Below are 23301 nucleotides of genomic sequence, written 5' to 3' on the forward strand. Positions count from 1 at the left end.
GTCGCCCGGCTATCGGGCACTTCGTGGAGAGAAGGTGGGAGGCTGGCACGATGACCCGTGCCGGGCTCGTTAGGGCTGCTTCCTTCCGGACCTGACCCGGTTGGCGAGTGGCTCGTCCACCACCAACCTCCCGGATGCACATATCGGCAATATCGTCATCAAAAGCAAGCCAACATGCGAAAAAACTGCTAGTCGTTGGAAAACATGAGGAGAATGCCCTTTGAAAGGTTTCGCGCTCGATCCCCGGCTGGAAAACGACAGCGTCAGCATCATGGTCACCGGTCTCTGTGATCTGAGATTGTCGAGGGACGCCCGCTGGCCCTGGCTCATTCTCGTGCCGCGCCGGGCTGACATTACCGAAATCTTCGAGCTGACGCCGCTCGACCAGGTGCTGCTTGCCTTCGAGACGGAGCTGGTCACCAAGGCGCTGAAGGAGATCACCGGCGCGACAAAAATCAATGTCGGGGCTCTTGGCAATATCGTCCGCCAGCTTCATGTTCATGTCATTGCCCGCTTCGAAGGCGATGCCAATTGGCCGGGTCCCGTCTGGGGCTTCGGGCGCGCGGAACCCTACGAAGACGGAAAGAGAGACGAATTTATAGCGAAGCTGCGGGAAGCCCTTTCATCATGAGTCATTCGCTTTTCGATTCGGATGTGCCGCATCCGGAACCCAGCAATCTCACGGCCTTTGCCGCCAACGACCTCAACCGCGATTCCGAGCATCGCGACGAACAATCCGTCGAAAAGGCGCTGGCCAAGGAAGGCACCCATATCTTTGCCTTCGCGGGGGATAAGCTGGTGCTGAAGCATGACGGCCAGGTGCTCGACCCGCTCTTTGCCCGCTATGAGCTGCAGGGATTGCAGCCGGATTGGGATGCAACGGTGCTTCTCGGCTACCGCAAGACCGGCGAGCCGCGCCTTGCCGTTCCCGTCGGCATCGATGTCGACGACCTCACCAGCCAGTACAAGCCTGCCGACGGCCGCACGCTGTTTCGCGAAATGCTGATCGACGAGGTGTTGCTCGGCGAATTCGCCCAGGCCGCGAGCCTCATCCGCTGGAACGGTGACAACCGCTTCTGCGGCCGCTGCGGCTCGGCGATGGAGATCCACATCGGCGGCTATAAGCGCGTCTGTGCCGCCTGCGAGCACATGATCTTCCCCCGCACCGACCCCGTCGTCATCATGCTGACGGTTGACGAGCAGCGCGACCTCTGCCTGCTCGGCCGCAGCCCGCATTTTGCGCCCGGTATGTATTCCTGTCTTGCCGGCTTCCTCGAACCCGGCGAGACCATCGAGAACGCCGTGCGTCGGGAAACGCTGGAGGAATCCGGCATCCGCACCGACCGCATCCGCTATCATGCCTCGCAGCCCTGGCCGATGCCGCATTCCCTGATGATCGGCTGTTATGCCGAGGCGAAATCGACCGAAATCAGCCGCGACGAGACCGAGCTGGAAGATTGCCGCTGGTTCACCCGCGAGGAAACGATCGAGATGCTGGAACGCCCGAGCGCGACAGGCAAGGCCTCGCCGCCGAAAGGGGCGATCGCCCACCGCCTGATGCGCGACTGGGTGGAGTGGAAGCGCTAGCGCCATGCCGGTCGCCCGCTCGGAACGGCTGCTGACGCTGCTCCAGACGCTCCGGCGTTACCGGCGACCGGTGACCGGAACGGTGCTGGCACAAGAGACCGGGGTGAGCCTGCGCACGCTCTATCGCGATATTGCCAGCCTGCAGGCCCAGGGCGCGATGATCGAAGGCGAAGCCGGCATCGGCTACGTGCTGAAGCCCGGCTTCATGCTGCCGCCGATGATGTTTTCCGAAGAAGAGCTGGAGGCATTGGTGCTCGGCTCGCGCTGGGTGGCCCGCGCCGCCGAGCCGCGCCTTGCCGGTGCCGGCGCCGATGCACTGGCCAAGATTGCCGCCGTGCTGCCGGCCGATATGCGCGAGATGATCGATTCGGCAGCGCTTTTTGTCGGTCCCAAACGCAGGGACGAAGACAAGGCTGACGTTTCGGCCATCCGCAGGGCGATCCGCCTGGAGCGTATCCTTGAACTGCATTATGGCGACGAGCAAGGCCGTATCTCACGCCGCCGCGTCTGGCCTTTCGGGCTCGGCTATTATGAGCATGTGCGCGTCCTCATGGCCTGGTGCGAACTGCGCCAGGATTTTCGCCATTTCCGCACCGACCGCATCATCGACATGGCGTTGCATGAGGGGCGCTATCCGCGCCGCCGCACGGTGCTCCTCAAGGAATGGCGCGAGACGCAGGACGTGCCGATCGAGAGCTGAACGCTGCTGCCATAAACTGTCAGCAGGACGGGTTATTATCAGTACCAATCCAACAGGAAAGGAGTACTGATCATGGTAACGCCTTCAGCCATTCATTTCGCGAACGACCGTTTTGCTGCCGAGTCCTTTGCCGATGTCATTTCGGCCGAGACTTTTGCCGATGTCCGCCAGTCAGCGCGCTCCGGCCTGCTGGACTTGTTGATGAACGTTTTCCGATTCCGCAGGGGAGAGCGCACCAGCCTCGACCTTGACGCGACTCCGGACTACCTGAAGCGCGACCTTGGCTTCATGGATGGACGCGACCCGCATTGCGAGGACCGTTTCCCGCTCTAAATCATATCGTGCAAAAGTGCGCCGCGGTTTTGCGACAACGACATGCGTAAAAACAAAGACCTAAAGCGCCAGTAGCGAATCTGAAGATCGCGACGCATTAGGCCACCCTAGCCTTATCAACATTCCACCCGACGAGAACGGGGGCGTTGCGATCGCTGCGCCCTCTGCACTCTGCTGCCATTCATTGTCAGCAGGTGATCCCTCGCGGCGCCATTCTACAACAACGGGAGAACCGAAATGACCAGCCCCAATCTCATTATTCTTTACGTCAAGGACCCAGGTGAAAGCGCCAGCTTCTACCGGAACCTGCTCAATCGCGAACCGGCCGTGGAGGCGCCGAATTTCGTCGCTTTTCCGCTTGAGGGCGGCTTCACGCTCGGTCTCTGGCGGCGCAGCAAGGTCGAACCGCAGCCCTCCGCCATCGGCAATCGCGGCGAAGTGGCCTTCATGGTCGAGGGAGAAAATGCTGTCGCCAGGCACTACGAAGACTGGCGCCAGCGCGGCCTGCCGATCGCCCAGGAACTGACCGAACTGGATTTCGGCCCGACCTTCGTCGTGCTCGATCCGGATGGGCATCGGCTGCGTGTCTGTGAGCCGGATAAATAATTTAAGGCCTCGCAAGGCCTGTTTAAAGCAGGCCTCGCATCGCATGCCCCTTGTAGACGCCGAGGATGCGCACTTTCTCGGAAAAGAACCGCAGTTCCTCCAATGCCCGGCGCACGTTCGGATCGTTCGGATGGCCTTCGATATCGGCGTAAAACTGCGTCGCCACGAATTTTCCGCCGAGCTGGTAACTTTCGAGCTTCGTCATGTTGATGTTGTTGGTGGCAAAACCGCCGAGCGCCTTGTAGAGCGCGGCCGGAATGTTGCGGACGTTGAAGACGAAGGTGGTGACGACCTTTTCTTCCGCCGAATTCCGTTGCGCCCATTCCTCGTCGCGGGACAGAACGACGAAACGGGTCACATTGTTTTCCGTATCCTCGACATTTTCGGCGATGATCTCGAGCCCGTAGAGATCGGCGGCAAGGCGGGGCGCCAAGGCGGCCATCGAGCGGTCGCCGGTTTCCTGCACGAGCTTTGCCGCCCCTGCGGTATCGCCGGCGATCACCGGTTTCCAGCCATTGGCGCGAACAATCTTGCGGCACTGGCCGAGCGCGTGGATATGGCTGTGGACCGTGCGGATCTCGTCCTTGGTAACACCGGGCAGTACCATCAGCTGGAAGCGAATCGGCATGAAATATTCGCCGATGATGTGCAGTCGCGACTCCGGCAGCAGATGGTGGATATCGGCGACGCGCCCGGCGATCGTGTTCTCGATTGGGATCATCCCGATATCGGCATCGCCGTTGTCGACCGCCGTGAACGCATCCTCGAAGGTCTGGCAGGGCAGCGGCTCCATGGTCGGAAACATGTCGCGGCTGGCCATGTCGGAATTGGCGCCGAATTCGCCCTGGAAGGCGATCCTGTTGGTCTTGATGTTCATGATGGTTCCGTCAGTTCGACTTTGCGGAGAGGATGCGCCGCGCTTTTTCGAGGTCGGCGGGAGTATCGACACCGAGCGGAACCGTGTCAACGATCTCGGCGTCGATGCGCATGCCGGCTTCCAGCGCCCGCAGCTGCTCCAGCGATTCGCGCTTTTCGAGTGTCGAGGGACCGAGCGAGACGAACCGTTCCAGTGCCGTACGCCGATAGGCATAAAGGCCGATATGATGGTAGAGCGGCCCCTGGCCGTAAGGCGCGGTTGCGCGCGTGAAGTAGAGCGCGTGCAGCCGGTTGCCGGAAATCGGCGAGCCGACAATCTTGACGATGTGCGGCGCGGTCTTGTCCTCGTCGTTGTCGATTTCGGTTGTCAGCGTTCCGATATCGACCGCCTCGTTCTCGAGCGGGCGCAAAGCCGCGCGCACTGTTTCCGGATCGATCGTCGGCAGATCGCCCTGGACGTTGACGATGATTTTCGCCTTGCTCTCCGGATCGACTTTCGTCAGCGCCTCAAAGATCCGATCAGAACCCGACTGGTGGTCCGTGCTGGTCATGACGACTTCGAAGCCGGCGGCGGCCACCGCATCGAACACTCGGGCGTCGTCGACGGCGACGACGACACGGCCGATGGCTGCCTCCCTGGCGCGCAGCGCCACCTGAACGATCATCGGCAGACCGCAAATATCGGCCAACGGCTTGCCCGGAAGCCGGGTGGAGGCCATGCGCGCCGGGATCAATACGAGCACGCCGTCTAAATTTGAATCACTCATTGTTCGGGCCTTCTATTCCGGGCTGAAAAGTGTCAAAAAGTCTCACGCACAAGACCATTTAGACAGTTGCAACGATCAACCAAAAGACATAGGTTCCGCGCGATTTCAAGATGGTCCGGTTTATGGTCTGCCGGCTGCAAGGGGAGCATTGCAGATGAATTCATACGTCAATACGGCCGTCGGGGCGCTGCTCGGAACGATTTTCGTTCTGATGTCGGTCTCCATCGCGTCCGAAGGGATCTTCCATTCCGAAGCACCGGAAAAGGAAGGTTTCGCGATCGTTGCCGAAGAGGCGCCCGCCGCTGGCGGCGAGGCTGCGCCTGCCGTTGCCGTTCCGATCGCGCAATTGCTCGCTTCTGCAGATGCCAAGGCCGGTGAAACGGTCTTCAAGAAGTGTCAGGCCTGTCATGACGGCACCAAAGGGGGACCGAACAAGGTCGGTCCCAACCTCTTTGGTGTCGTAGATCGCCCGATCGCCTCGCATGCAGGCTTCGCCTATTCCGCTCCCATGAAGGATTTCTCCAAGGGCAGCAGCGAGAAGTGGACCTTCGAATATCTCAACAAGTTCCTGCTGGCACCGAAGAAGGACGTCCCGGGCACCGCCATGGGCTTTGCCGGTTTGGCGAAGGATCAGGACCGCGCCAACGTCATTCTCTACCTGCACACGCTCGCCGATTCGCCGGTGCCGCTGCCGGATCCGAACGCCGCGACCCAGTGACGCGGCAGACAATCGGATGACATCGAAGCCCGGCCCGCAAGCCGGGCTTTTTGCTGTGCAGAGAACCAATTAAAACATGTCGCGCAAAACTGTGCAGCCGTTTTTAGACTACGACGCGCTTCAGGCGCCGAGGAAATAGGCCCAGAGCGAGACCGTGATGGCGCCGAGCGCCGTCGTCACGGTGATCGTCGAGGCGGCGAGGCTGTGACCGACGCCGAAGCGATTGGCGATCAGCCAGGCGTTGACGCCTGTCGGGACGGAGGAGGTCAGCACGATCGCTGCCGTCCATTCGGGGCTGAGACCGAGGAGACGGCTCGCCGCCCACACGCAGCCAGGCAGCAGCAGCAGCTTCAGGCTTGAGGTGACGCTGGCGATGCCGAGATTGCCGGAGACACCGTATCTCTCCAGCGCCATGCCGAGCGATATCAGCGCCGCCGGGCCGGCAATGCCGGCGATCTGCCCGACGACCGTTGCCAGCGTCGTCGGCATGGTGAGACCGGAAAGGTGCATGGCCATGCCGGCCGCAAGGCCGATCACCAGCGGGTTGCGCACGAGATTGACCGCGATCTGGCGGAGCACGAGCATCATGCTGCGATCGCTTTTGCCGGCGATCTTGCGCTCCGCATGCTCCATCAACACCGTGCCGGCGACCATCATCACGGGCAGATGCACGGCAAGCAGGATCGACAGCGCCACCAGCCCTTCGTCGCCGACGGTCCGCTCGACGAGCGGCAGGCCGATGAAGATATTGTTGGCGAAGGCCGAGGAGACGCCGGCCAGCACGCCGATACGTTCGTCGCGGCCGAAGAGCCGTGTCGCGGCGATATGGCCGGCTGTCCAGGTGATGGCGACGCCGGAAAAGTAGACGACCCAGAGACGAAAAGGCGAGGCGCCATGAAAATCCGCCTCGGCGATGGTGCGGAAAAGTAGAAGCGGCACGGCGATCTTGAAGACGAATTCGCTGAGCGCTTCGCCGACATTCGACGCCATCAACCCGCTGCGGACGATCACCCAGCCGATGAGAATCAGGATGAAGATGGGAAGGACGTCGAGAATGATGGCTGACATAGGGGAGGCTGCTCTGCGCGGGGGAATATTCGACGTCTACAGCGCCGCGCGTCTTTTCAGGCGCGCAAAGGACGCTGTAGCACTTTGAATTGCTGCATAATTCCTTAAATCGATTCCGATTTAAGGAATTATGCAGTAGCAGCAAACTGCTTGGATTGAAAAGGCAACCGCCGTCCAATCAGGCGCATCGGCAAAACAAAAAAAGCGGGCATAGCCCGCTTTTCCGCTCCGGCCTTGCCGGATACCCGGATCACGAAGCTGCCAGTTCATCCGTGGTCAGCAACGCGCCGGTAAGATCGAAGGGATCATCCCTCGTGCGCCCGGCTGCAACTGAAAGCTGCTCATGCCGGTCTTCTTGCGAGCATTTCTAGATTTCGAAAGTGACAGGGACATGACGAATAGGCGGCACTTTTGCGAAGAAATAGAGAGGCCATCCACCATTTATCCTTCCAAACCGCGGAAATTTCGCTAAGACCAAACCCCGGCTATCACAAACTCCGGGACCCCCCATTTCATGACAAGATTCGATGTTCTGACAGTCGGCAACGCAATCGTGGATATCATTGCCCGTTGCGACGACCAGTTCCTCATTGACAACCAGATCACCAAGGCGGCGATGAACCTCATCGATGCCGAACGCGCCGAACTCTTGTATTCGCGCATGGGACCGGCGCTCGAAGCTTCCGGCGGCAGCGCCGGCAACACGGCGGCGGGCGTTGCCAGCCTCGGCGGCAAGGCTGCCTATTTCGGCAATGTCGCCCAAGACCAGCTCGGCGACATCTTCGCGCACGACATCCGCGCCCAGGGCGTCCACTACCAGACCCGGCCGAAGGGCACCTTCCCGCCGACGGCGCGTTCGATGATCTTCGTCACCGAGGACGGCGAGCGTTCGATGAACACCTATCTCGGCGCTTGCGTCGAGCTCGGCCCGGAGGATGTCGAGACCGACGTCGTGGCCGACGCCAAGGTTACCTATTTCGAAGGATATCTCTGGGATCCGCCACGCGCCAAGGAAGCGATCCTCGATTGTGCCCGCATCGCCCATGAAAACGGCCGCGAAGTGTCGATGACGCTGTCGGACAGCTTTTGCGTCGGCCGCTATCGCGACGAATTCCTCGATCTGATGCGCTCAGGCAAGGTCGATATCGTCTTCGCCAATCGCCAGGAGGCGCTGTCACTCTACGAGACCGACGATTTCGAAGAGGCGCTGAACAGGATCGCGGCCGATTGCAAGATCGCCGCCGTCACGATGAGCGAGGACGGTGCCGTCATCCTCAAGGGCAAAGAGCGTTATTACGTCGACGCCATCAGGATCAGGGAAGTGGTCGATACGACAGGCGCCGGCGATCTCTTCGCCTCCGGCTTCCTCTATGGCTATACGCAGGGCCGTTCGCTTGAGGATTGCGGCAAGCTCGGTTGCCTGGCTGCCGGCATCGTCATCCAGCAGATCGGCCCGCGTCCGATGAGCTCGCTTTCCGAGGCCGCCAAACAGGCAGGGCTTATTTGAAGGCTTCGCCGGGATAGGCGCCCCAGATCTCCGACTGCGCCACCCAGCCAGAGGCGCCGTCGGATTCGGCGCGGCACCAGTCGCCGTTGCATTCGCCGATCGTCAGCATCACGCCGGGTTCGAGCTTCGCGACGATCGAGGCGGAGGGCTGCGCCTCGCGGCGCAGATTGACATAGATGCCCTTGCCCTTGGTCTTCATCCACGGGGCGGCGATCGCCGCGCGCTGGCCTGACAGCAGCGACTGGTTGACCCAGCCTTCGGTGCCGTCGGCATCGCGGATACGGCGCCAATTGTCGTATTCCTGGATAATCTCCACCGGCAGGCCAGATTTCAGGTACATCCACGACACGGCGTAATCCGTTCCCGGACCGATGCGCAGGTTGACGCGCTTGGATTTCAGCGTGACGAAACGCGGCAATGGCAGCCCGCTTGGCCCCTTGGCCGCCTGCGCATGGGCGAACTCGACGCTTCCCATGGATGCAGCCAGAACGATGGCAAGGGCGAGGCAGGACGTCAGGACTTTGCTGCGCATGGAAGTTTCCGTTTGCTCGAATTCGCGGGCAGGCCCGGCCTGTTCGCGGTCCGGGCTCTGACATTCCCCGGCTGCACCACGAGTTTTGTTTGTCTTCGCGTGCGGGTCTGGTAGAAAATGCCCGGATGGGAAAATTATCACCCCTCTTGGTTAAAGACCTCTGAACAAGGCACCACAGGCAGCCATGACAGCGAAGAAAAAACCGAAGGTCTACATCACCCGCAAGCTGCCGGATGCCGTCGAAACCCGGATGCGCGAACTCTTCGACGCCGAGCTGAACATCGACGACGCGCCGCGCTCCGTTGCCGAGCTGATCGCCGCGGTCAAGACCGCCGACGTGCTGGTGCCGACCGTCACCGATCGCATCGACGCGGCGCTGATCGAAGAGGCGGGACCGCAGATGAAGCTGATTGCGAGCTTCTCCAACGGCACCGATCACATCGATGTCGAGGCGGCGGCGCGCAAGGGCATCACGGTCACCAACACGCCGAACGTCCTGACAGAGGACACCGCCGATATGACCATGGCGCTGATTCTCGCTGTTCCGAGAAGGCTCGGCGAAGGTGCGCGCGTGCTGACCGACAAGCCGGGCGAGTGGGCAGGCTGGTCTCCCACCTGGATGCTCGGCCGGCGCATTCACGGCAAGCGCATCGGCATCGTCGGCATGGGCCGCATCGGCACGGCAGTGGCCCGCCGTGCCAAGGCTTTCGGCCTGTCGATCCACTATCACAACCGCAAGCGCGTCAATCCGGCCGTCGAGGACGAACTGGAGGCGACCTATTGGGAAAGCCTCGACCAGATGCTCGCCCGCGTCGACATCGTTTCGATCAATTGTCCGTCGACGCCGGCGACCTTCCACCTGATCTCGGCCCGCCGTCTGGCGCTGCTGCAGCCGACAGCCTATCTCGTCAACACTGCGCGCGGTGACGTGGTCGATGAAGCTGCACTGATCAAGTGCCTGAGGGAGGGCCGGATCGCCGGCGCCGGCCTCGACGTCTTCGAAAACGAGCCCGCCGTCAATCCGAAGCTCGTCAAGCTCGCCAATGAGGGCAAGGTCGTTCTGCTGCCGCATATGAGTTCGGCGACGATCGAAGGCCGCGTCGACATGGGCGACAAGGTCATCATCAATATCCGCACCTTCATCGACGGCCACAGGCCGCCGAACCGCGTGCTGCCGGGTCGCTAGGCGCATCTCAGGATCGAATCACGCGAGGCGCATCACGGCGCAAGAACCTTGCGCATTTCGACGAACGTCGTCCTGGCAAAGCCGGGATGCGCCTTTTCGCCGGTTCTGGAAAATCCCCAGGCGGCAAAAACGGCGTGGTTGTCGGTGAGTTCGATCCGCGTTTCCAGCCGCAAGGCGGGAAGGCCGAGCGCCGCAGCCGTCTCCTCGGCAATCGTCAGCAGCCGCTTGCCGAGGCCCTTGCCCTGTACCTCAGGCAGGACGGCGAGCTTGCCGACATAGAGACAATCGGCCTCCGGCCGCAGGAAGAGGCAGCCGATCAGTTTTTCGCCGTCGATGGCGACATGGCCGATCTCGGTCCTGGCCTTTTCGGCCAGTGATTCCGTCGTCAGCTTGAGCGCCGAAGATGGCGGGTCGATCCTGCCGTTCATCGAGGCGAAGGAGGCGAGGATGAGTGCCAGCAATTCGTCCCAGCGCGTGAAGGTCTGATTAAGAGAAATAATCGTCATCCGGCCTGTCTCTGTGTCGTACGGCGTCGTTTGTAGCGGATGGTGTCGAACCGGGCCGAGAGCGCGTCGTAGAGCAGCAACCGTCCGACCAGCGGTTCACCGGTGCCGGTGACGAGCTTGATTGCCTCCATTGCCATCATCGTGCCGATGACGCCGGTCAGCGCGCCGATGATCCCGGCCTCGGCGCAGGCGGGAATCAACCCGGCCGGCGGCGCTTCCGGAAACAGGTCACGATATCTGGGGTTGGGCGTTCCGTCCTCAGCCGTCTCATAGGGCTTGAGAACAGTCAGCGAACCGTCGAAGCGCCCGACGGCGCCGGTGACGAGCGGGATGCGCCCTTCATCCGCGGCATCCGCGGCGGCATAACGGGTGTCGAAATTGTCGGAGCCGTCGATCAGCAGATCGAAACCGGAGAGCTGACGGCGGGCCGCCTCCGGGGAGAAGCGTTCCTCGAAGCGGATCAACCGGACATGCGGATTGAGCCTGGCGATGGCGAAGGCGGCACTCTCCGTCTTCAATTCGCCGATCGTGCCGGAATCATGGATCACCTGGCGCTGCAGGTTCGACAGCGACACCCGGTCGTCGTCGACGATACCGAGCGTGCCGACGCCGGCTGCGGCCAGATATTGCAGGACCGGCGCACCGAGACCGCCGGCGCCGATCACCAGCACCCGGGCGGCTTTCAGTTTCTGCTGGCCGGCGCCGCCGATCTCGGGCAGCAGGATATGGCGGTGATAGCGCGCGATTTCTTCCGGGCTGAGCGGTTCCATGGCGCCGATGTTATCATGACGCCCGACGCCGGGAAAAGCTGCCTCCGTCATTCGAACACTCTTCCGTCGGAAACCGTGAAAAACTGCGCCCTGTCGCCGAGTGCCGCAAACATCGCGCGATCCGTTCCGGTCATGAAGGACTGGCCGCCGAGCCCGTCGATAAGGTCGAATAGCGCGGCGCGGCGGCCCTCATCGAGATGCGCCGCGATCTCGTCGAGCAGCAGAATCGGCGCATGGCCGGTGAGGTTGCCGACGAGCCGCGCATGCGCAAGCACCAGGCCGACTAGCAGCGCTTTCTGCTCGCCGGTGGAGCAACGCTCCGCCTCCATCGCCTTTTCGCGGTGATGCACGATGAGATCGGCCCGATGCGGCCCCTCGAGCGTGCGCCCTGCGCCGGCATCGCGGTAGCGGCTCTCCGCCAGCATCGCCGCGTAGTCATCTTCGAGGTCGACCGAGGGGCGCGAGAACTGACCGTCCATGAAGCCCGAGAGCTGCAGCGATGCCGAAGGGAAGGGCGAGCTTTCCCGTGTTTCCTCGATCAGCCGGGTCAGCAGGCCGAGCATCTCCTGCCGGGCGAGCGCCATGGCGATGCCGAGGCTTGCCATCTGCTCCTCGATGCCAGCAAGCCAGGAGGGATCAAAGCGCCCTTCGTCCAGCAATTTGTTGCGGCTGCGCATGGCGCGCTCGAAATCGCCGGAGCGGCGGCCATGGGCGGGATCGAGCGACAGCACCAGCCGGTCGAGAAAGCGGCGTCGGTCGGAAGAGGCGCCGGTAAAGAGGCCGTCCATTGCCGGTGTCAGCCAGAGAAGGCGCAGATGGTCGGTGAGTTCGTCGGCAGTCTTTGCCGTCGTGCCATTGATGCGCAGCCTGCGGGCGGTGGTCTCCTCGCTCGTTTCGATGCCGGTGCCGATCTCGACGTCGCCTTCCATGCCGTCGAGTGCGGCGAAGATCGAAAAACCGCCGGCGGCGCCGACACGGGTAATGTCGCCATAGGCCGCGCGGCGCAGACCGCGGCCAGGCGAAAGCAGAGAAACTGCCTCCATGAGATTGGTCTTGCCGGCGCCGTTGTCTCCCGTCAGTACGGCATGCCGACCATCAAGGGTAAGGGCCGCCGCCGCATAGTTGCGGAAGTCTGTCAGCTTCAGACGGGAAAGAGAAACCTTGTGCGGCATCGAATGTCCGGAATCGTAAAGCGTGACAGCTAAGCCGAAGCGGCGCTGATGGCAAGGCTGGCAGCTCTTTGGCCGTGGATCGCGCACCATCGGCGCTGCGGGAAATTAAGTCTTTGATGGTATGTAGGGACGCAGCGGCTGGCGCCACACAGGACATATATTCCAGATGATCCCGTGACCAAAGCCCTTGTGTCCGACATCCCCCGATGGAACGACAGCCATGGCACTTTCGAAATTCGGTTAAAAATACAACCACCGGAGATGGTTTGACATCGCCAAACCGATCCCGTCGACAGTCATTGGCAATGTCTTCCAGCGCCGGATATTCAAGGTTTGCCGCCATCCCTTAAGGCTACTGACGTTACGTAATGCCCAAAAAAAGTCGGTTGAATTTTGCAACTGCAGGGTTGAGTTATCTGGCGCAGACGATATGGTAAACGAACCGTTTATGTATAAGAGAGTGATGAAGTGCCAGATCCGGTTGATATTATCGTCGGTCGCAACGTCAGACAGTTTCGCGCCCTTCGCCGTGTTTCCCAGCTCGAGCTTGGCGAAGCACTCGGACTGACTTTCCAGCAGATCCAGAAATACGAAAAGGGGGCGAACCGCGTTTCCGCCAGCAAGCTGCATCAGATCGCGGTTTTTCTCGACGTCGAGATCTCTGCTCTCTTCGAGGGTGCCGGCATGTCGCCATTCGGCAGCCGCGTCGAACTCAGCCCCGACGCCTATGCGCTCGCGCTGAGCTACGACAAGCTGAACTCACCGGCAGGCAAGGAAGCGGTCAAGACGATCGTCACCCTCATGACGGGCGAAGCGGCCGAAACCGCCGCCTGATTCCACTGGGCAATCAGGATTCCCACGGAAAAGCACGACCTATTCAAGATCTGGATGATTTCCGGACACGTGCAGGTGTACATGTGGTCTTGGAGGGATGACGTGCATCAGGACAAAGACCGGTAGCAGACCGCCTGATTGAGGTTCGATGCCGCGCGCTTCAGTGAATCTCGCATTCGTGCAGCGCCATCAGCAGATCGTCCTGCGTCTGGTGGCCGGCATGATAGAGGTCGATCGCGATGCTGGCGATGGAAAGGCCTTGCTGGCTGCGAAGCTTGATGTTGCGCTCGGCGCACCATGTGTAGATGGCGCCGGCGAGAACGTCGACGTCTTCGGACTGAGATGAATAGGCTGGCGCCATGGTCGATACCCTTGGTTTGTTTGTTCCCGCTAGCGCTAAGGACGCTCTATCACTTTGATTTGGTGCATGACCCCGAAATCGATTCCGATTCTCGGGGTCATGCACTGACGGCAGAGACTGAATTCATTTGGAAAACTTGCAAGCGGCATCATCTGGCTGCGTTAACGCAAGTCGTCGTCCCGCCCGCCGCCGTATCGATCCGGGACAGATTCGCCGGCATGGACGGCGAATGTCGCAAATCAGGATTCTTAAAACAAAAAAAGCCGGAAACGTTTCCGTCCCGGCTTTTCTTAATGGGTATGTCGGTCGCGGCTCAGCCTTCGAAGAATTCTTTCATGCGGGCAAAGAAGCCCGTCGATTCGGGATTATTCTCCTTGGAGGAAAGCTGCTCGAATTCCTGAAGCAGTTCGCGTTGGCGCTTGGTGAGCTTTTGCGGCGTCTCGATCTGGATCTGTATGTAGAGGTCGCCCGTCTGCACCGAACGCAGCACCGGCATGCCCTTGCCCTTGAGTCGAAACTGTTTGCCGACCTGCGTGCCCTCGGGCACCGTCACGCGCGACTTGGTGCCGTCGAGCGTCGCCACGTCGAAGGTGCCGCCGAGCGCCGCCGTCGTCATCGAGATCGGAACGGCGCAATAGAGATCGGCTCCGTCGCGCTGATAGAATTCATGCGGTTTGACGGACAGGAAGATATAGAGATCGCCCGCCGGTCCGCCCCGGGCGCCGGCCTCGCCTTCGCCCTGCAGGCGGATGCGGGTGCCGTCCTCGATGCCGGCGGGAATATTGACCGAGAGCGAACGCTCTTCCGTCACCCGGCCCTGGCCGTGGCACTTTGGGCAGGGATCGGGAATGATCTGGCCGCGGCCGTGGCAGGTCGGGCAGGTCCGCTCGATCGAGAAGAAGCCCTGTGCCGCGCGCACGCGTCCCGTTCCCTGGCAGGTGCCGCAGTTCTTCGGCTGCGTGCCGGGCTTGGCGCCTGAACCGGAACAGACGTCGCAGGTGATCGATGTCGGAACGCGGATCTGCGCCGTCTTGCCGGAGAAAGATTCTTCCAGCGTTATTTCCATGTTGTAGCGAAGATCGGCGCCACGCTCGCGGCCGCCCGACGAGCGCTGGCGCGCGCGCCCACCACCCATCATCTCGCCGAAGATATCCTCGAAAATGTCGGAGAAACCGCCGCCGGCAAATCCGCCGCCACCGCCGCCCATTCCGCCATGCTCGAAGGCCGCATGGCCATAGCGATCATAGGCCGCCCGCTTCTGCGGGTCCTTGAGCATCTCGTAGGCTTCGTTGATTTCCTTGAACTTCCGCTCGGCGTCCTTGTCATCCGGGTTCTTGTCCGGATGGAATTTCATCGCCAATTTGCGAAAGGCGCTTTTCAGCTCTTTCTCGTCCGCCGTCTTGGCTACACCCAGAGTTTCGTAAAAGTCCGCTTTTGCCATTAAGGATTAAACCCCGGAAATGGATTTTCCGGCTGCCATGGTGAGCAGCCGGATCAGGTGTTGAAGCATAACCACGCCGTCGCGGATTACGCGGACTTCTTGCGGTCGTCGTCCTTGATTTCCTCGTAGTCGGCATCGACGACATTGTCGCCGCCTTCCGCGGAGGCATCGCCAGCAGCGCCGCCTTCGGCCTGTTGTGCTTCATAGATCGCCTGGCCGAGCTTCATCGACACTTCCATCAGCGTCTGGGTCTTGGCCTTGATGTCGTCGGCATCGGGCTCCGATGCTTCCGACGCCGTCTTCAGCGCGGCGATCGCATCCGAGATCGCGGCGCGGTCGGCCTCGGAAACCTTGTCGCCATAATCCTTCAGCGACTTTTCCGAGGAATGGATCAGGCTTTCAGCCTGGTTCCGGGCTTCGACCGCCTCGCGGCGCTTCTTGTCTTCGCTGGCATGGGCTTCGGCATCCTTCACCATCTTCTCGATGTCGGAGTCGGAAAGACCGCCGGAAGCCTGGATGCGGATCTGCTGTTCCTTGCCGGTGCCCTTGTCCTTGGCTGAAACCTGCACGATGCCATTGGCGTCGATGTCGAAGGTGACTTCGATCTGCGGCATGCCGCGCGGCGACGGCGGCAGGCCGACGAGGTCGAACTGGCCGAGCAGCTTGTTGTCGGCAGCCATTTCACGCTCGCCCTGCGAAACGCGGATGGTCACAGCCTGCTGGTTGTCTTCGGCGGTCGAAAACGTCTGGCTCTTCTTCGTCGGGATCGTCGTGTTGCGTTCGATCAGGCGGGTGAAGACACCGCCGAGCGTCTCGATGCCGAGCGACAGCGGCGTCACGTCGAGGAGCAGGACGTCCTTGACGTCGCCCTGCAGAACGCCGGCCTGGATGGCGGCGCCAAGCGCCACGACTTCATCCGGGTTGACGCCCTTGTGCGGCTCTTTGCCGAACAGCTGCTTGACGACTTCCTGCACCTTCGGCATGCGGCTCATGCCGCCGACGAGAACCACTTCGTCGATTTCGGCAGCGGTGACACCGGCATCCTTGAGCGCTGCCTTGCACGGCGCGATCGTGCGCTGGACGAGATCGTCGACCAGGCTCTCGAGCTTGGCGCGGGTCAGCTTCAGCGTCAGATGCTTCGGGCCGGAGGCGTCGGCGGTGATGAACGGCAGGTTGATTTCGGTCTGCTGCGAGGACGAAAGCTCGATCTTTGCCTTTTCCGCAGCTTCCTTGAGGCGCTGCAGGGCAAGCTTGTCGTTCTTCAGGTCGATGCCGTTGTCCCTCTTGAACTCACCGACGAGATATTCGACGAGACGCATGTCGAAGTCTTCACCGCCGAGGAAAGTATCGCCGTTGGTGGACTTCACTTCGAAGACGCCGTCACCGATCTCGAGGATCGAAATATCGAAGGTGCCGCCGCCAAGGTCGTAGACGGCAATCGTCTTGCCTTCTTTCTTGTCGAGGCCGTAGGCCAGCGCTGCGGCGGTCGGCTCGTTGATGATGCGCAGGACTTCAAGACCAGCGATGCGGCCGGCATCCTTGGTGGCCTGGCGCTGCGCGTCGTTGAAGTAGGCGGGAACGGTGATGACGGCCTTCTCGACCTTTTCGCCGAGATAGGATTCGGCGGTTTCCTTCATCTTCTGAAGGATCATCGCGGAAATCTGTGCGGGCGAGTAGCCCTTGCCATTGGCTTCGACCCAGGCGTCGCCATTGTCGCCCTTGACGATGGTGAAGGGAACGAGGTGCTTGTCCTTCTCGACGGTCGGATCTTCGTATCGGCGGCCGATCAGGCGCTTGACTGCAAAGAGCGTGTTCGTCGGGTTGGTGACTGCCTGGCGCTTGGCCGGCTGGCCGACGAGGCGTTCGCCATCTTCGGAAAATGCCACCATGGAAGGGGTCGTGCGTGCACCTTCCGCATTTTCGATAACCTTCGCGTCCTTGCCGTCCATGACTGCGACGCAGGAATTCGTCGTTCCAAGGTCGATACCAATTACTTTTGCCATGTCATTCTCTCCTTGAAGCAAGCTGTCGGAACCCCGAGAAGGCATTTCCCTGACAGCCCCTTACGGGATGGGTCTACTTGAGATTACGCAATCGTGATTGCGGTGATGCGGCGTATATAAGGAGCGGTTTTCTGGACTGCAAGGCGAGAAATGCCCCGGAATCCAGCAAAACGAATGTGTTGCGTTCAATTTTTACAGTAGCCGGGAAAGAGGTCGCCCCATGTCCGGAAAGCGGTCGTTTTTTACGGCATGTCGCGCAAAACTGTGTGGCGGTTTTGCGACAACGACATGCGTAAAACAAAGACCTTAAGCGCGAGGCGCGAATCTGAAAGATTGCGACGCGCTTTAAAGCATCGGGCGTGTGCCGGACATGCAGCAAAGATCTCACTGGCCCATGATCAGATCGAGCAGCGTCGTGCGCCGCGGCTGGACGGAAGAGGTTGTCTGCGCGCCCCCGACATCGCCGGGTGGAACCATGCCCTCATAGTTCGGACCCCCGCCTTCGGCAATGTCTGCGGGCGGAACCGGGCCGCCATTGCCGGAGCTTGCCCCTTGCTGCCGGGCAGGCGCTTGCGGATAGCGGTTTGCATGGTCGTCGCCGCCGAAGACGCCGGAAATAATGCCGCCGATCGTCGAAGGCGGCGCTTCGGCCGTCATCGGTTGCCCGCTGCCCAACTGCCCATTGCCCGGTGCCTCAGCCATTGGCTGACCATTGTTCGGATCGGCGATCAACTGGCCGTTGCCGAAGAGAGGTGCCGGCGAAAGACCCTTGTGGGCGGCGATCATGAATTCCTTCCAGGCCTTGGCGGGCAAGCCGCCGCCGGTCACCTTCTTCATCGGCTTGCCGTCGTCATTGCCGAACCAGACGCCCGTGGTCAGGTTGCTGGTGAAACCGACGAAGAGCGCGTCGCGCGAATTCTGCGTCGTGCCGGTCTTTCCCGCCGCCTGCCAACCGGGGATCTTGGCGCTTTTCCCGGTGCCGCTCTCGATGACGCCCATCATCATCGTATCCATCTGGGCGACGATCTGCTCGGAGAGCACGCGCGGCGGGCTGTCATAGGTATTTTCGTAGATAACCTTGCCCTCGGCCGTCGTCACCCGGCGGATGACGTGCGGCGTCGCCTTGTAGCCGCCGTTCATGAAGGCGGCATAGGAGGCGGTGAGTTCCATCAGCGACACTTCGGACGTGCCGAGCGCGATCGAGGCATTCGGCTGCAGCTCGCTTTCGATGCCGAGCCGGTGGGCAAGCTTGATCACCTGATCCGGCCCGTCATACATCACCAGCTGCGCAGCCACCGTGTTCAGCGATTTGGCAAGCGCGGTCGCCAGCGTCACTTCGCCATTGTATTTTTTTTCGTAATTTTCGGGCGTCCAGTCGCCGATCCGGATCGGCGCGTCGTTGAACACCGAATACGGCGTCAGCCCCTTCTCGAGTGCTGCGGCATAGACGAAGGGTTTGAACGAGGAACCCGGCTGGCGTTTGGCCTTGACGGCGCGGTTGAACTGGCTCGTCGCATAATCCCTGCCGCCGACGAGCGCTCGGATCGCGCCGGTGCCGTCGATCGAGACGAGGGCCGCCTGCGAGGCGTCGAGCTTGCCGCCCTCCTTGTCTAGTACGTCGACCAGCGATTGCTCGGCCTTCTTTTCCAGCGACTTGTCGATGGTCGTATCGACGATGACGTCTTCCTTGACGTCGCCGATCAGACCCGGCAGCTCGTCCATCACCATGTCGGCGACATAGTGCCCGGCGCCCGACCAGTAGCTCTTGGCCGAAGCCGGGGTCTGCGACATCGCCGTCTTGACCTCGGAATCGGTGATGAAACCCTGCTCGCGCATCGCCGCGAGCACGAGCTGGGCGCGGGCATTCGCCGCATCGGCATCGCGGGCCGGTGAAAGCCGCGACGGCGCCTTGAGCAGGCCGGCCAGCACCGCGGCCTCGCCGAGGTTTACGTCACGCGCCGATTTGTTGAAGTAGCGGCGCGAGGCGGCCTCGACGCCATAGGCGTTCGATCCGAAGAACACCCGGTTGAGATACATGGCAAGGATCTGGTCCTTGGTGTATTTCTGCTCCAGCCAGAGCGACAGCAGCACTTCCTGCACCTTGCGTTCCAGCGTTCTCTCGGGGGAGAGGAAGAGGTTCTTGGCAAGCTGCTGCGTCAGCGTCGAGCCACCCTGCACCATGTGACCAGCCGTGAGATTGGTCACGACAGCCCGGCCGAGGCCGAGCGGATCGACGCCGAAATGCGAATAGAAACGCCGATCTTCGATGGCGATGACGGCTTCCGGAATATAGGGCGACATGTTTTCGAGCGACAGCGCCTCGCCGCCGGTGGCACCGCGATTGGCGATGACGCTACCGTCGACGGCGGTGATCTTGACGTTCGGCGGCCGCTCCGGGATCGCCCATGTGCTGGCGCTCGGCATGCGCGAGCCATAATAGACCACAAGCCCGGCAACGCCGATGCCGGCCCAGATGAAAAGCACGACGCACCAGTAGATCACACGGCGCAGGAAGCCGAAAAAAACGCCGCCTTCACGCTCCCGCGGCTCGCGCCGTCGCCGGGGGGCGGCGCGTTGCGGCGGGGGTTTCGAGCCGCCGCGGCGCTGAGATCGGCCTCCGGCGATGCGATCGTCGGCATCGAGCGAGAATTCGTCATCGTCGCGCGCCGGCCGACCGCTGAAGGAGGGTTCTATTCTGTCGCCTGATCTGCCTCTGCCTGCCATCGCGGACCGGTCACACCCCATGTTCGATCGCGAAGCCAGCTTCGCATAACGGCGCTCTTCTGCAGCGCCGCGCGTCTTTTCAGGCGCGCAAAGGACGCTGGAGCACTTTGAGTGCCGCCGGGATCATCCGACTGAACTGTAAATGCGGCGATTTAACGGGGTGTTAATAATGGAAAGCAAAGCAGATCGCGCCGGGCGATAGCATTGGCCTTCAGAACTGCCGCGCCTCGTAATCGTCGAGCGTTTCCGGGTCCTGCTTGTATTCCCACTCGCCCAGATGAAAGCGGCGCCAGATCTGGCCGGAAGGGTTGAGGTTCGCCCCATCGGAAAGGCGTACAGGCAGGAGTGGGTTGTGTTTATGCCAAACGGTAACATCTATGGCGGCTGCCCGAGGGGCGAAAAGCCCGAAGAAAGCCAGGTAGTCTTGCGTCATCAGGGTCCAGCCTCGAACGGATTAAAATCAATCCGCAACTTCACAAAACTGCAATAAAGAATCCCGCAAAACAAGAGCCTCGCGATGGCTTCACATGAAATTGTCGGTGACTGCATCCGAGGATCGATATTTCCCCCACGGCTCCTGTCTTGCGCTCGCTGGCCAAGCGGCACGTCTGATGAAAACAAAGACCTGAAGTGCGTCACGTGAATCACGCGCGATACGACGCATTTTACAGCGTCGCGCGTCTTTTCAAGAGGCGCATGAAGGCTGTAACAAATTGAATTGCTGCATAATTTTTTCCTCAAATCGGTTCCGTTTCAAGGAATTATGCAGGAGGCGGAACCAATAGGCTTCGCGATTGTTTATGAAGAAGCGGGACAACCCCTCACGTCCCGCGAATGATCGGCCGTCTCCCCTCAACGCGTGCCGATCGACATCAGGCCCGGTGCATCCCTCCCAAGGGAGCGCCGGGCTTTTTCTTGGGTGTTTGCCCTTGGCAAACCTCGGAAGAGGACGGCGTTGCCGTCCCCTTTCTGTTTCATTCGTCGCAGGAGGGATCGCCGGGGCGGCAATCAAAGTCCCTGCGGTCCGGCCTGCGATCATCGCTTCTCCGGTCGTCCCTCTGCCGTTCACCTCTTTGACGATCGTCCCTTTGCCGATCGCCTCTTTGATTGTCGTCGCGCCAGTCACGATCGCGGTCGCGCCCATCTCGGTCGCCATCCCGCCCGCGCCAGTTCCGGTCACGATCCCGGTTATCCCGATCGCGATCCCGATTGTCGCGGTCGCGGTAGTAATAATCCGGGCCGCGGCTCCAGCGGTCACGGTCGCGATAGAAATCGCGGTTGCGGTAGTAGCGGTCCCAATAATTGTCGACGCTGAAGCGAATCATCGGAATGCCGAGCGGACGGTAATATTGCGGGCCGACATAGACGCGGCGCTGCTGGTAGAGGGCCTGGACGTACTGGCCGGAAACCCAGCCGCGGCCGCCGTAGAATTCGACGTCGCACCAGTTGACGTCGGAAAGGCATCCGCGGATCTCGACGGAAGAACCGGCCGGGATGACCGCGACGGCAGGATAACGGGTGCTCGGACCGGCACGCATGTTGACGTTCGCAGTCGAGTAGCCCTCTGCAGCCTGCGCTATGGCGGGAGCCAGCATAAGCATGCCGGCGGCTGCGATTTTAACAAAGAGATTTTTCACGCTTCTCAGTCCTTATTGGCACGTTTTCAGGCAGCGCTTAGCCGCGTTTCCTTGGCATATGCCATTGAAACAAAAGATAGAGCGATCGCCCACAGCTGTCAGGGCGTTATCATTCATCTTATCTTTCAATGGCTTATATGTCGCTCGCCATGAACGCAGCTTGAACGGCGAAATGTCTGTCAGCGCCCTGGAGCCGTGCGTGGCGCTTCCGGCTTTGTTAACGGTCCGTTAACCTTTCGGCGGCAATCTCGTTGCAATACCCGCTTGCTCCTTGACCACGGATGAACTGGCACTGAGGTGAGCGGATGACGAAAGGCCGGGTCGAACCGGCCTTTTTGTTTCTTGCGATTTTGCTAGAGCGCCGGCTTGCAAGGCGAGCCACGTCTGTTCAGGCGGCGAGCGCCTGAAGAATCCGCACCCAGGAGCGGATGCCCTTGTGGTAGGAGACGAGTTCGTATTTCTCGTTCGGCGAGTGGATGCGATCATCGCTGAGGCCGAAGCCGACGAGCAGCGATTCCATGCCGAGCATCTTCTGGAAATCTCCGACGATCGGGATCGACCCACCCATGCCGATGACAATGGCGGGTTTCGGCCACTCGTCGGAAAGCGCGTTCTTGGCCTTGGTCAGAACAGGTGAATCATAGGAGAGGTGGATCGCCGGCGAGCCGCCATGCGGATGGAACTCGACCGAGCAATCGGCGGGAATCTTCGCGCTGATATAGCTGCGGAAGGCCTCGCGAATGGCGGCCGGATCCTGCGTGCCGACGAGACGGAACGAAACCTTGGCCGAAGCCTTGGCGGCGATCACCGTCTTGAAGCCTTCGCCGGTATAACCGCCCCAGATGCCGTTGATTTCGGCGGTCGGCCGCGCCCAGGTGAGTTCCAGCACCGAACGGCCCTTTTCGCCGGATGGAATGGAAAGGCCGACTTCGCCGAGGAAGCTCTCCGCGGTCTTGCCGAGCGTCTCCCATGACGCCTTGATGTTTTCAGGCGTTTCCTCGACGCCTTCATAGAAACCGTCAAGCGTAATGCGGCCCGTCTCGTCATGCAGGCCGGCAAGAGCCTCGACGAGAATATGGATCGGATTGGCTGCCGCGCCGCCGAAGAGACCGGAATGCAGGTCGCGGTCGGCGGCCGTCACGACCACTTCCTCGCCGACGAGGCCGCGCAGCGCTGCGGCGATCGCCGGCGTGTCGCGGTCCCACATGCCGGTATCGCAGACCAGCGCATAATCGGCCTTGAGCTCGGCGGCATTGGCTTCGAGGAAGGGCTTCAGGGACGGCGAGCCGGACTCCTCCTCGCCCTCGAAGAGGATGGTGACGCGGCAGGGAAGCGCGCCGTTGATCTCCTTATAGGCCCGGCAAGCCTCGACGAAGGTCATCAACTGGCCCTTGTCGTCGGAGGTGCCCCGGCCGGTCAGGATCTTGCGGCCCTCGCCGACATCCTTGATCGATGGCTCGAAGGGGTCGTTTTCCCAGAGTTCGATTGGGTCGACCGGCTGAACGTCGTAATGGCCGTAGAAGAGAACATGCGGCGCATCGGCGGACGCGCCAGCATGATGGGCGACGACCATCGGATGGCCTGGCGTATCGCGCACCGAGGCCATAAAGCCGAGCGTCCCGAGATAAGCGACGAGCCATTCCGCAGCCTTTCGGCATTCGGCTTTATAAGCGGGATCGGTGGATATCGACTGGATCCGCAGAAGCTCGAACAGCTTGTCGAGGCTCGATGGAAGGTTCTGATCCGCGCGCGCAAGCACCTGACGTACATCGGTCATTTTCGACTCCTTTTTGAAATTCGGCCGGACGATAGACCAAACCAGAAAGGCAGGCGAGGCGGAAAAACAAAAAATCGGCGGCGCGAAAGACCGGCGGGGCATAGACTAATATCAAGAAGATTTGCTGGATAATATAAACGAGAATTCTAATTCAATTTACCGTTATTTAGCATAAGCTAAATAGCCTGACCGAATT

The 23301-nt window shown here is 61.1% G+C and carries 23 protein-coding genes and 1 other RNA gene; 9 read left to right on the forward strand and 15 right to left on the reverse strand.

The window, feature by feature from the left end:
• Positions 1–34 precede the first annotated feature (34 nt).
• Positions 35–131: signal recognition particle sRNA small type (gene ffs, locus AC245Y_RS22685), an RNA gene on the reverse strand.
• A gap of 89 nt (positions 132–220) precedes the next feature.
• Here ffs and AC245Y_RS22690 point away from each other — a divergent pair.
• The 5 genes from AC245Y_RS22690 (at position 221) to AC245Y_RS22710 (ending at position 3226) form a co-directional block, all read left to right on the forward strand.
• Positions 221–631 carry an HIT domain-containing protein gene (locus tag AC245Y_RS22690; protein ID WP_026157530.1) on the forward strand — a complete coding sequence of 137 codons (411 nt, stop codon included), beginning with the start codon at positions 221–223 and terminating at the stop codon, positions 629–631.
• Positions 628–1587: an NAD(+) diphosphatase gene (nudC, locus tag AC245Y_RS22695; RefSeq protein ID WP_017995664.1), complete on the forward strand. Its 960-nt coding sequence runs from the start codon at positions 628–630 to the stop codon at positions 1585–1587. Before AC245Y_RS22690 ends, nudC begins: the two co-directional genes overlap by 4 nt.
• A 4-nt stretch (positions 1588–1591) precedes the next feature.
• Positions 1592–2287, forward strand: a complete 696-nt coding sequence (locus tag AC245Y_RS22700; RefSeq protein WP_012759661.1) for a helix-turn-helix transcriptional regulator — start codon at positions 1592–1594, stop codon at positions 2285–2287.
• Between the two features lie 72 nt (positions 2288–2359).
• A complete protein-coding gene (locus AC245Y_RS22705) occupies positions 2360–2620 on the forward strand; it encodes a hypothetical protein (RefSeq protein WP_017995665.1) in 261 nt (86 codons plus the stop codon).
• 237 nt (positions 2621–2857) lie between these two features.
• Positions 2858–3226, forward strand: a complete 369-nt coding sequence (locus AC245Y_RS22710) for a VOC family protein (protein WP_003555800.1) — start codon at positions 2858–2860, stop codon at positions 3224–3226.
• Positions 3227–3248: 22 nt separating this feature from the next.
• On the opposite strand, the gene AC245Y_RS22715 is transcribed toward AC245Y_RS22710, so the two are convergent.
• A complete protein-coding gene (locus AC245Y_RS22715; protein ID WP_003544355.1) occupies positions 3249–4103 on the reverse strand; it encodes a prephenate dehydratase in 855 nt (284 codons plus the stop codon).
• Positions 4104–4113: 10 nt separating this feature from the next.
• Complete coding sequence (locus AC245Y_RS22720; RefSeq protein WP_017995666.1) at positions 4114–4869, reverse strand: 3-deoxy-manno-octulosonate cytidylyltransferase; 756 nt, start codon at positions 4867–4869, stop codon at positions 4114–4116.
• Positions 4870–5023: 154 nt separating this feature from the next.
• Between AC245Y_RS22720 and AC245Y_RS22725 the strand changes: the two genes are divergently transcribed.
• The gene (locus AC245Y_RS22725; protein ID WP_012759664.1) at positions 5024–5587 is read left to right on the forward strand and encodes a c-type cytochrome; all 564 of its coding nucleotides are present in this window, start codon (positions 5024–5026) and stop codon (positions 5585–5587) included.
• A gap of 120 nt (positions 5588–5707) precedes the next feature.
• Here AC245Y_RS22725 and AC245Y_RS22730 read toward each other — a convergent pair whose 3' ends face one another.
• The gene (locus AC245Y_RS22730) at positions 5708–6655 is read right to left on the reverse strand and encodes an AEC family transporter (protein WP_012759665.1); all 948 of its coding nucleotides are present in this window, start codon (positions 6653–6655) and stop codon (positions 5708–5710) included.
• A 514-nt stretch (positions 6656–7169) separates the two neighbouring features.
• Between AC245Y_RS22730 and AC245Y_RS22735 the strand changes: the two genes are divergently transcribed.
• Positions 7170–8162: an adenosine kinase gene (locus AC245Y_RS22735; RefSeq protein WP_017995667.1), complete on the forward strand. Its 993-nt coding sequence runs from the start codon at positions 7170–7172 to the stop codon at positions 8160–8162.
• Here AC245Y_RS22735 and AC245Y_RS22740 read toward each other — a convergent pair.
• On the reverse strand, positions 8155–8694 hold the full coding sequence (locus tag AC245Y_RS22740; RefSeq protein WP_012759667.1) for an SH3 domain-containing protein: 540 nt from the start codon (positions 8692–8694) through the stop codon (positions 8155–8157). The two genes, AC245Y_RS22735 and AC245Y_RS22740, sit on opposite strands and share 8 nt — an antisense overlap.
• A gap of 184 nt (positions 8695–8878) precedes the next feature.
• Between AC245Y_RS22740 and AC245Y_RS22745 the strand changes: the two genes are divergently transcribed.
• Positions 8879–9880, forward strand: coding sequence for a 2-hydroxyacid dehydrogenase (locus tag AC245Y_RS22745; RefSeq protein ID WP_017995668.1), 1002 nt, complete (start codon positions 8879–8881; stop codon positions 9878–9880).
• Between the two features lie 32 nt (positions 9881–9912).
• Here the strand turns inward: AC245Y_RS22745 and AC245Y_RS22750 are convergent, their stop codons facing one another.
• The 3 genes from AC245Y_RS22750 to recF are packed head-to-tail and all read right to left on the reverse strand — an operon-like array spanning position 9913 to position 12328.
• Entirely contained in the window at positions 9913–10386 is a 474-nt protein-coding gene (locus AC245Y_RS22750; protein ID WP_017995669.1) for a GNAT family N-acetyltransferase, read from the reverse strand.
• Positions 10383–11207, reverse strand: coding sequence for a molybdopterin-synthase adenylyltransferase MoeB (locus tag AC245Y_RS22755; RefSeq protein ID WP_017995670.1), 825 nt, complete (start codon positions 11205–11207; stop codon positions 10383–10385). Before AC245Y_RS22755 ends, AC245Y_RS22750 begins: the two co-directional genes overlap by 4 nt.
• A complete protein-coding gene (gene recF / locus AC245Y_RS22760) occupies positions 11204–12328 on the reverse strand; it encodes a DNA replication/repair protein RecF (RefSeq protein WP_026157531.1) in 1125 nt (374 codons plus the stop codon). The genes AC245Y_RS22755 and recF overlap by 4 nt, the downstream gene beginning before the upstream one ends.
• A 468-nt stretch (positions 12329–12796) precedes the next feature.
• Between recF and AC245Y_RS22765 the strand changes: the two genes are divergently transcribed.
• Positions 12797–13162 (forward strand): helix-turn-helix domain-containing protein, encoded by a 366-nt coding sequence (locus AC245Y_RS22765; RefSeq protein ID WP_003544369.1) that lies wholly within the window; start codon positions 12797–12799, stop codon positions 13160–13162.
• Positions 13163–13322: 160 nt separating this feature from the next.
• Here the strand turns inward: AC245Y_RS22765 and AC245Y_RS22770 are convergent, their stop codons facing one another.
• The 7 genes from AC245Y_RS22770 to AC245Y_RS22800 form a co-directional block, all read right to left on the reverse strand.
• Positions 13323–13523 (reverse strand): hypothetical protein, encoded by a 201-nt coding sequence (locus AC245Y_RS22770; protein WP_012759672.1) that lies wholly within the window; start codon positions 13521–13523, stop codon positions 13323–13325.
• 313 nt (positions 13524–13836) lie between these two features.
• Positions 13837–14964 carry a molecular chaperone DnaJ gene (gene dnaJ / locus AC245Y_RS22775; protein WP_017995672.1) on the reverse strand — a complete coding sequence of 376 codons (1128 nt, stop codon included), beginning with the start codon at positions 14962–14964 and terminating at the stop codon, positions 13837–13839.
• An 86-nt stretch (positions 14965–15050) separates the two neighbouring features.
• Complete coding sequence (gene dnaK / locus AC245Y_RS22780; RefSeq protein ID WP_017995673.1) at positions 15051–16967, reverse strand: molecular chaperone DnaK; 1917 nt, start codon at positions 16965–16967, stop codon at positions 15051–15053.
• A 384-nt stretch (positions 16968–17351) separates the two neighbouring features.
• Positions 17352–19691: a transglycosylase domain-containing protein gene (locus AC245Y_RS22785; RefSeq protein ID WP_017995674.1), complete on the reverse strand. Its 2340-nt coding sequence runs from the start codon at positions 19689–19691 to the stop codon at positions 17352–17354.
• A gap of 211 nt (positions 19692–19902) precedes the next feature.
• Positions 19903–20124 (reverse strand): hypothetical protein, encoded by a 222-nt coding sequence (locus tag AC245Y_RS22790; protein ID WP_017995675.1) that lies wholly within the window; start codon positions 20122–20124, stop codon positions 19903–19905.
• 541 nt (positions 20125–20665) lie between these two features.
• Entirely contained in the window at positions 20666–21328 is a 663-nt protein-coding gene (locus AC245Y_RS22795; protein ID WP_017995676.1) for an SH3 domain-containing protein, read from the reverse strand.
• A 388-nt stretch (positions 21329–21716) separates the two neighbouring features.
• On the reverse strand, positions 21717–23105 hold the full coding sequence (locus AC245Y_RS22800; protein WP_026157532.1) for a dipeptidase: 1389 nt from the start codon (positions 23103–23105) through the stop codon (positions 21717–21719).
• Positions 23106–23301 lie beyond the last annotated feature (196 nt).

The sequence above is a fragment of the Rhizobium sp. SRDI943 genome (assembly GCF_057653695.1).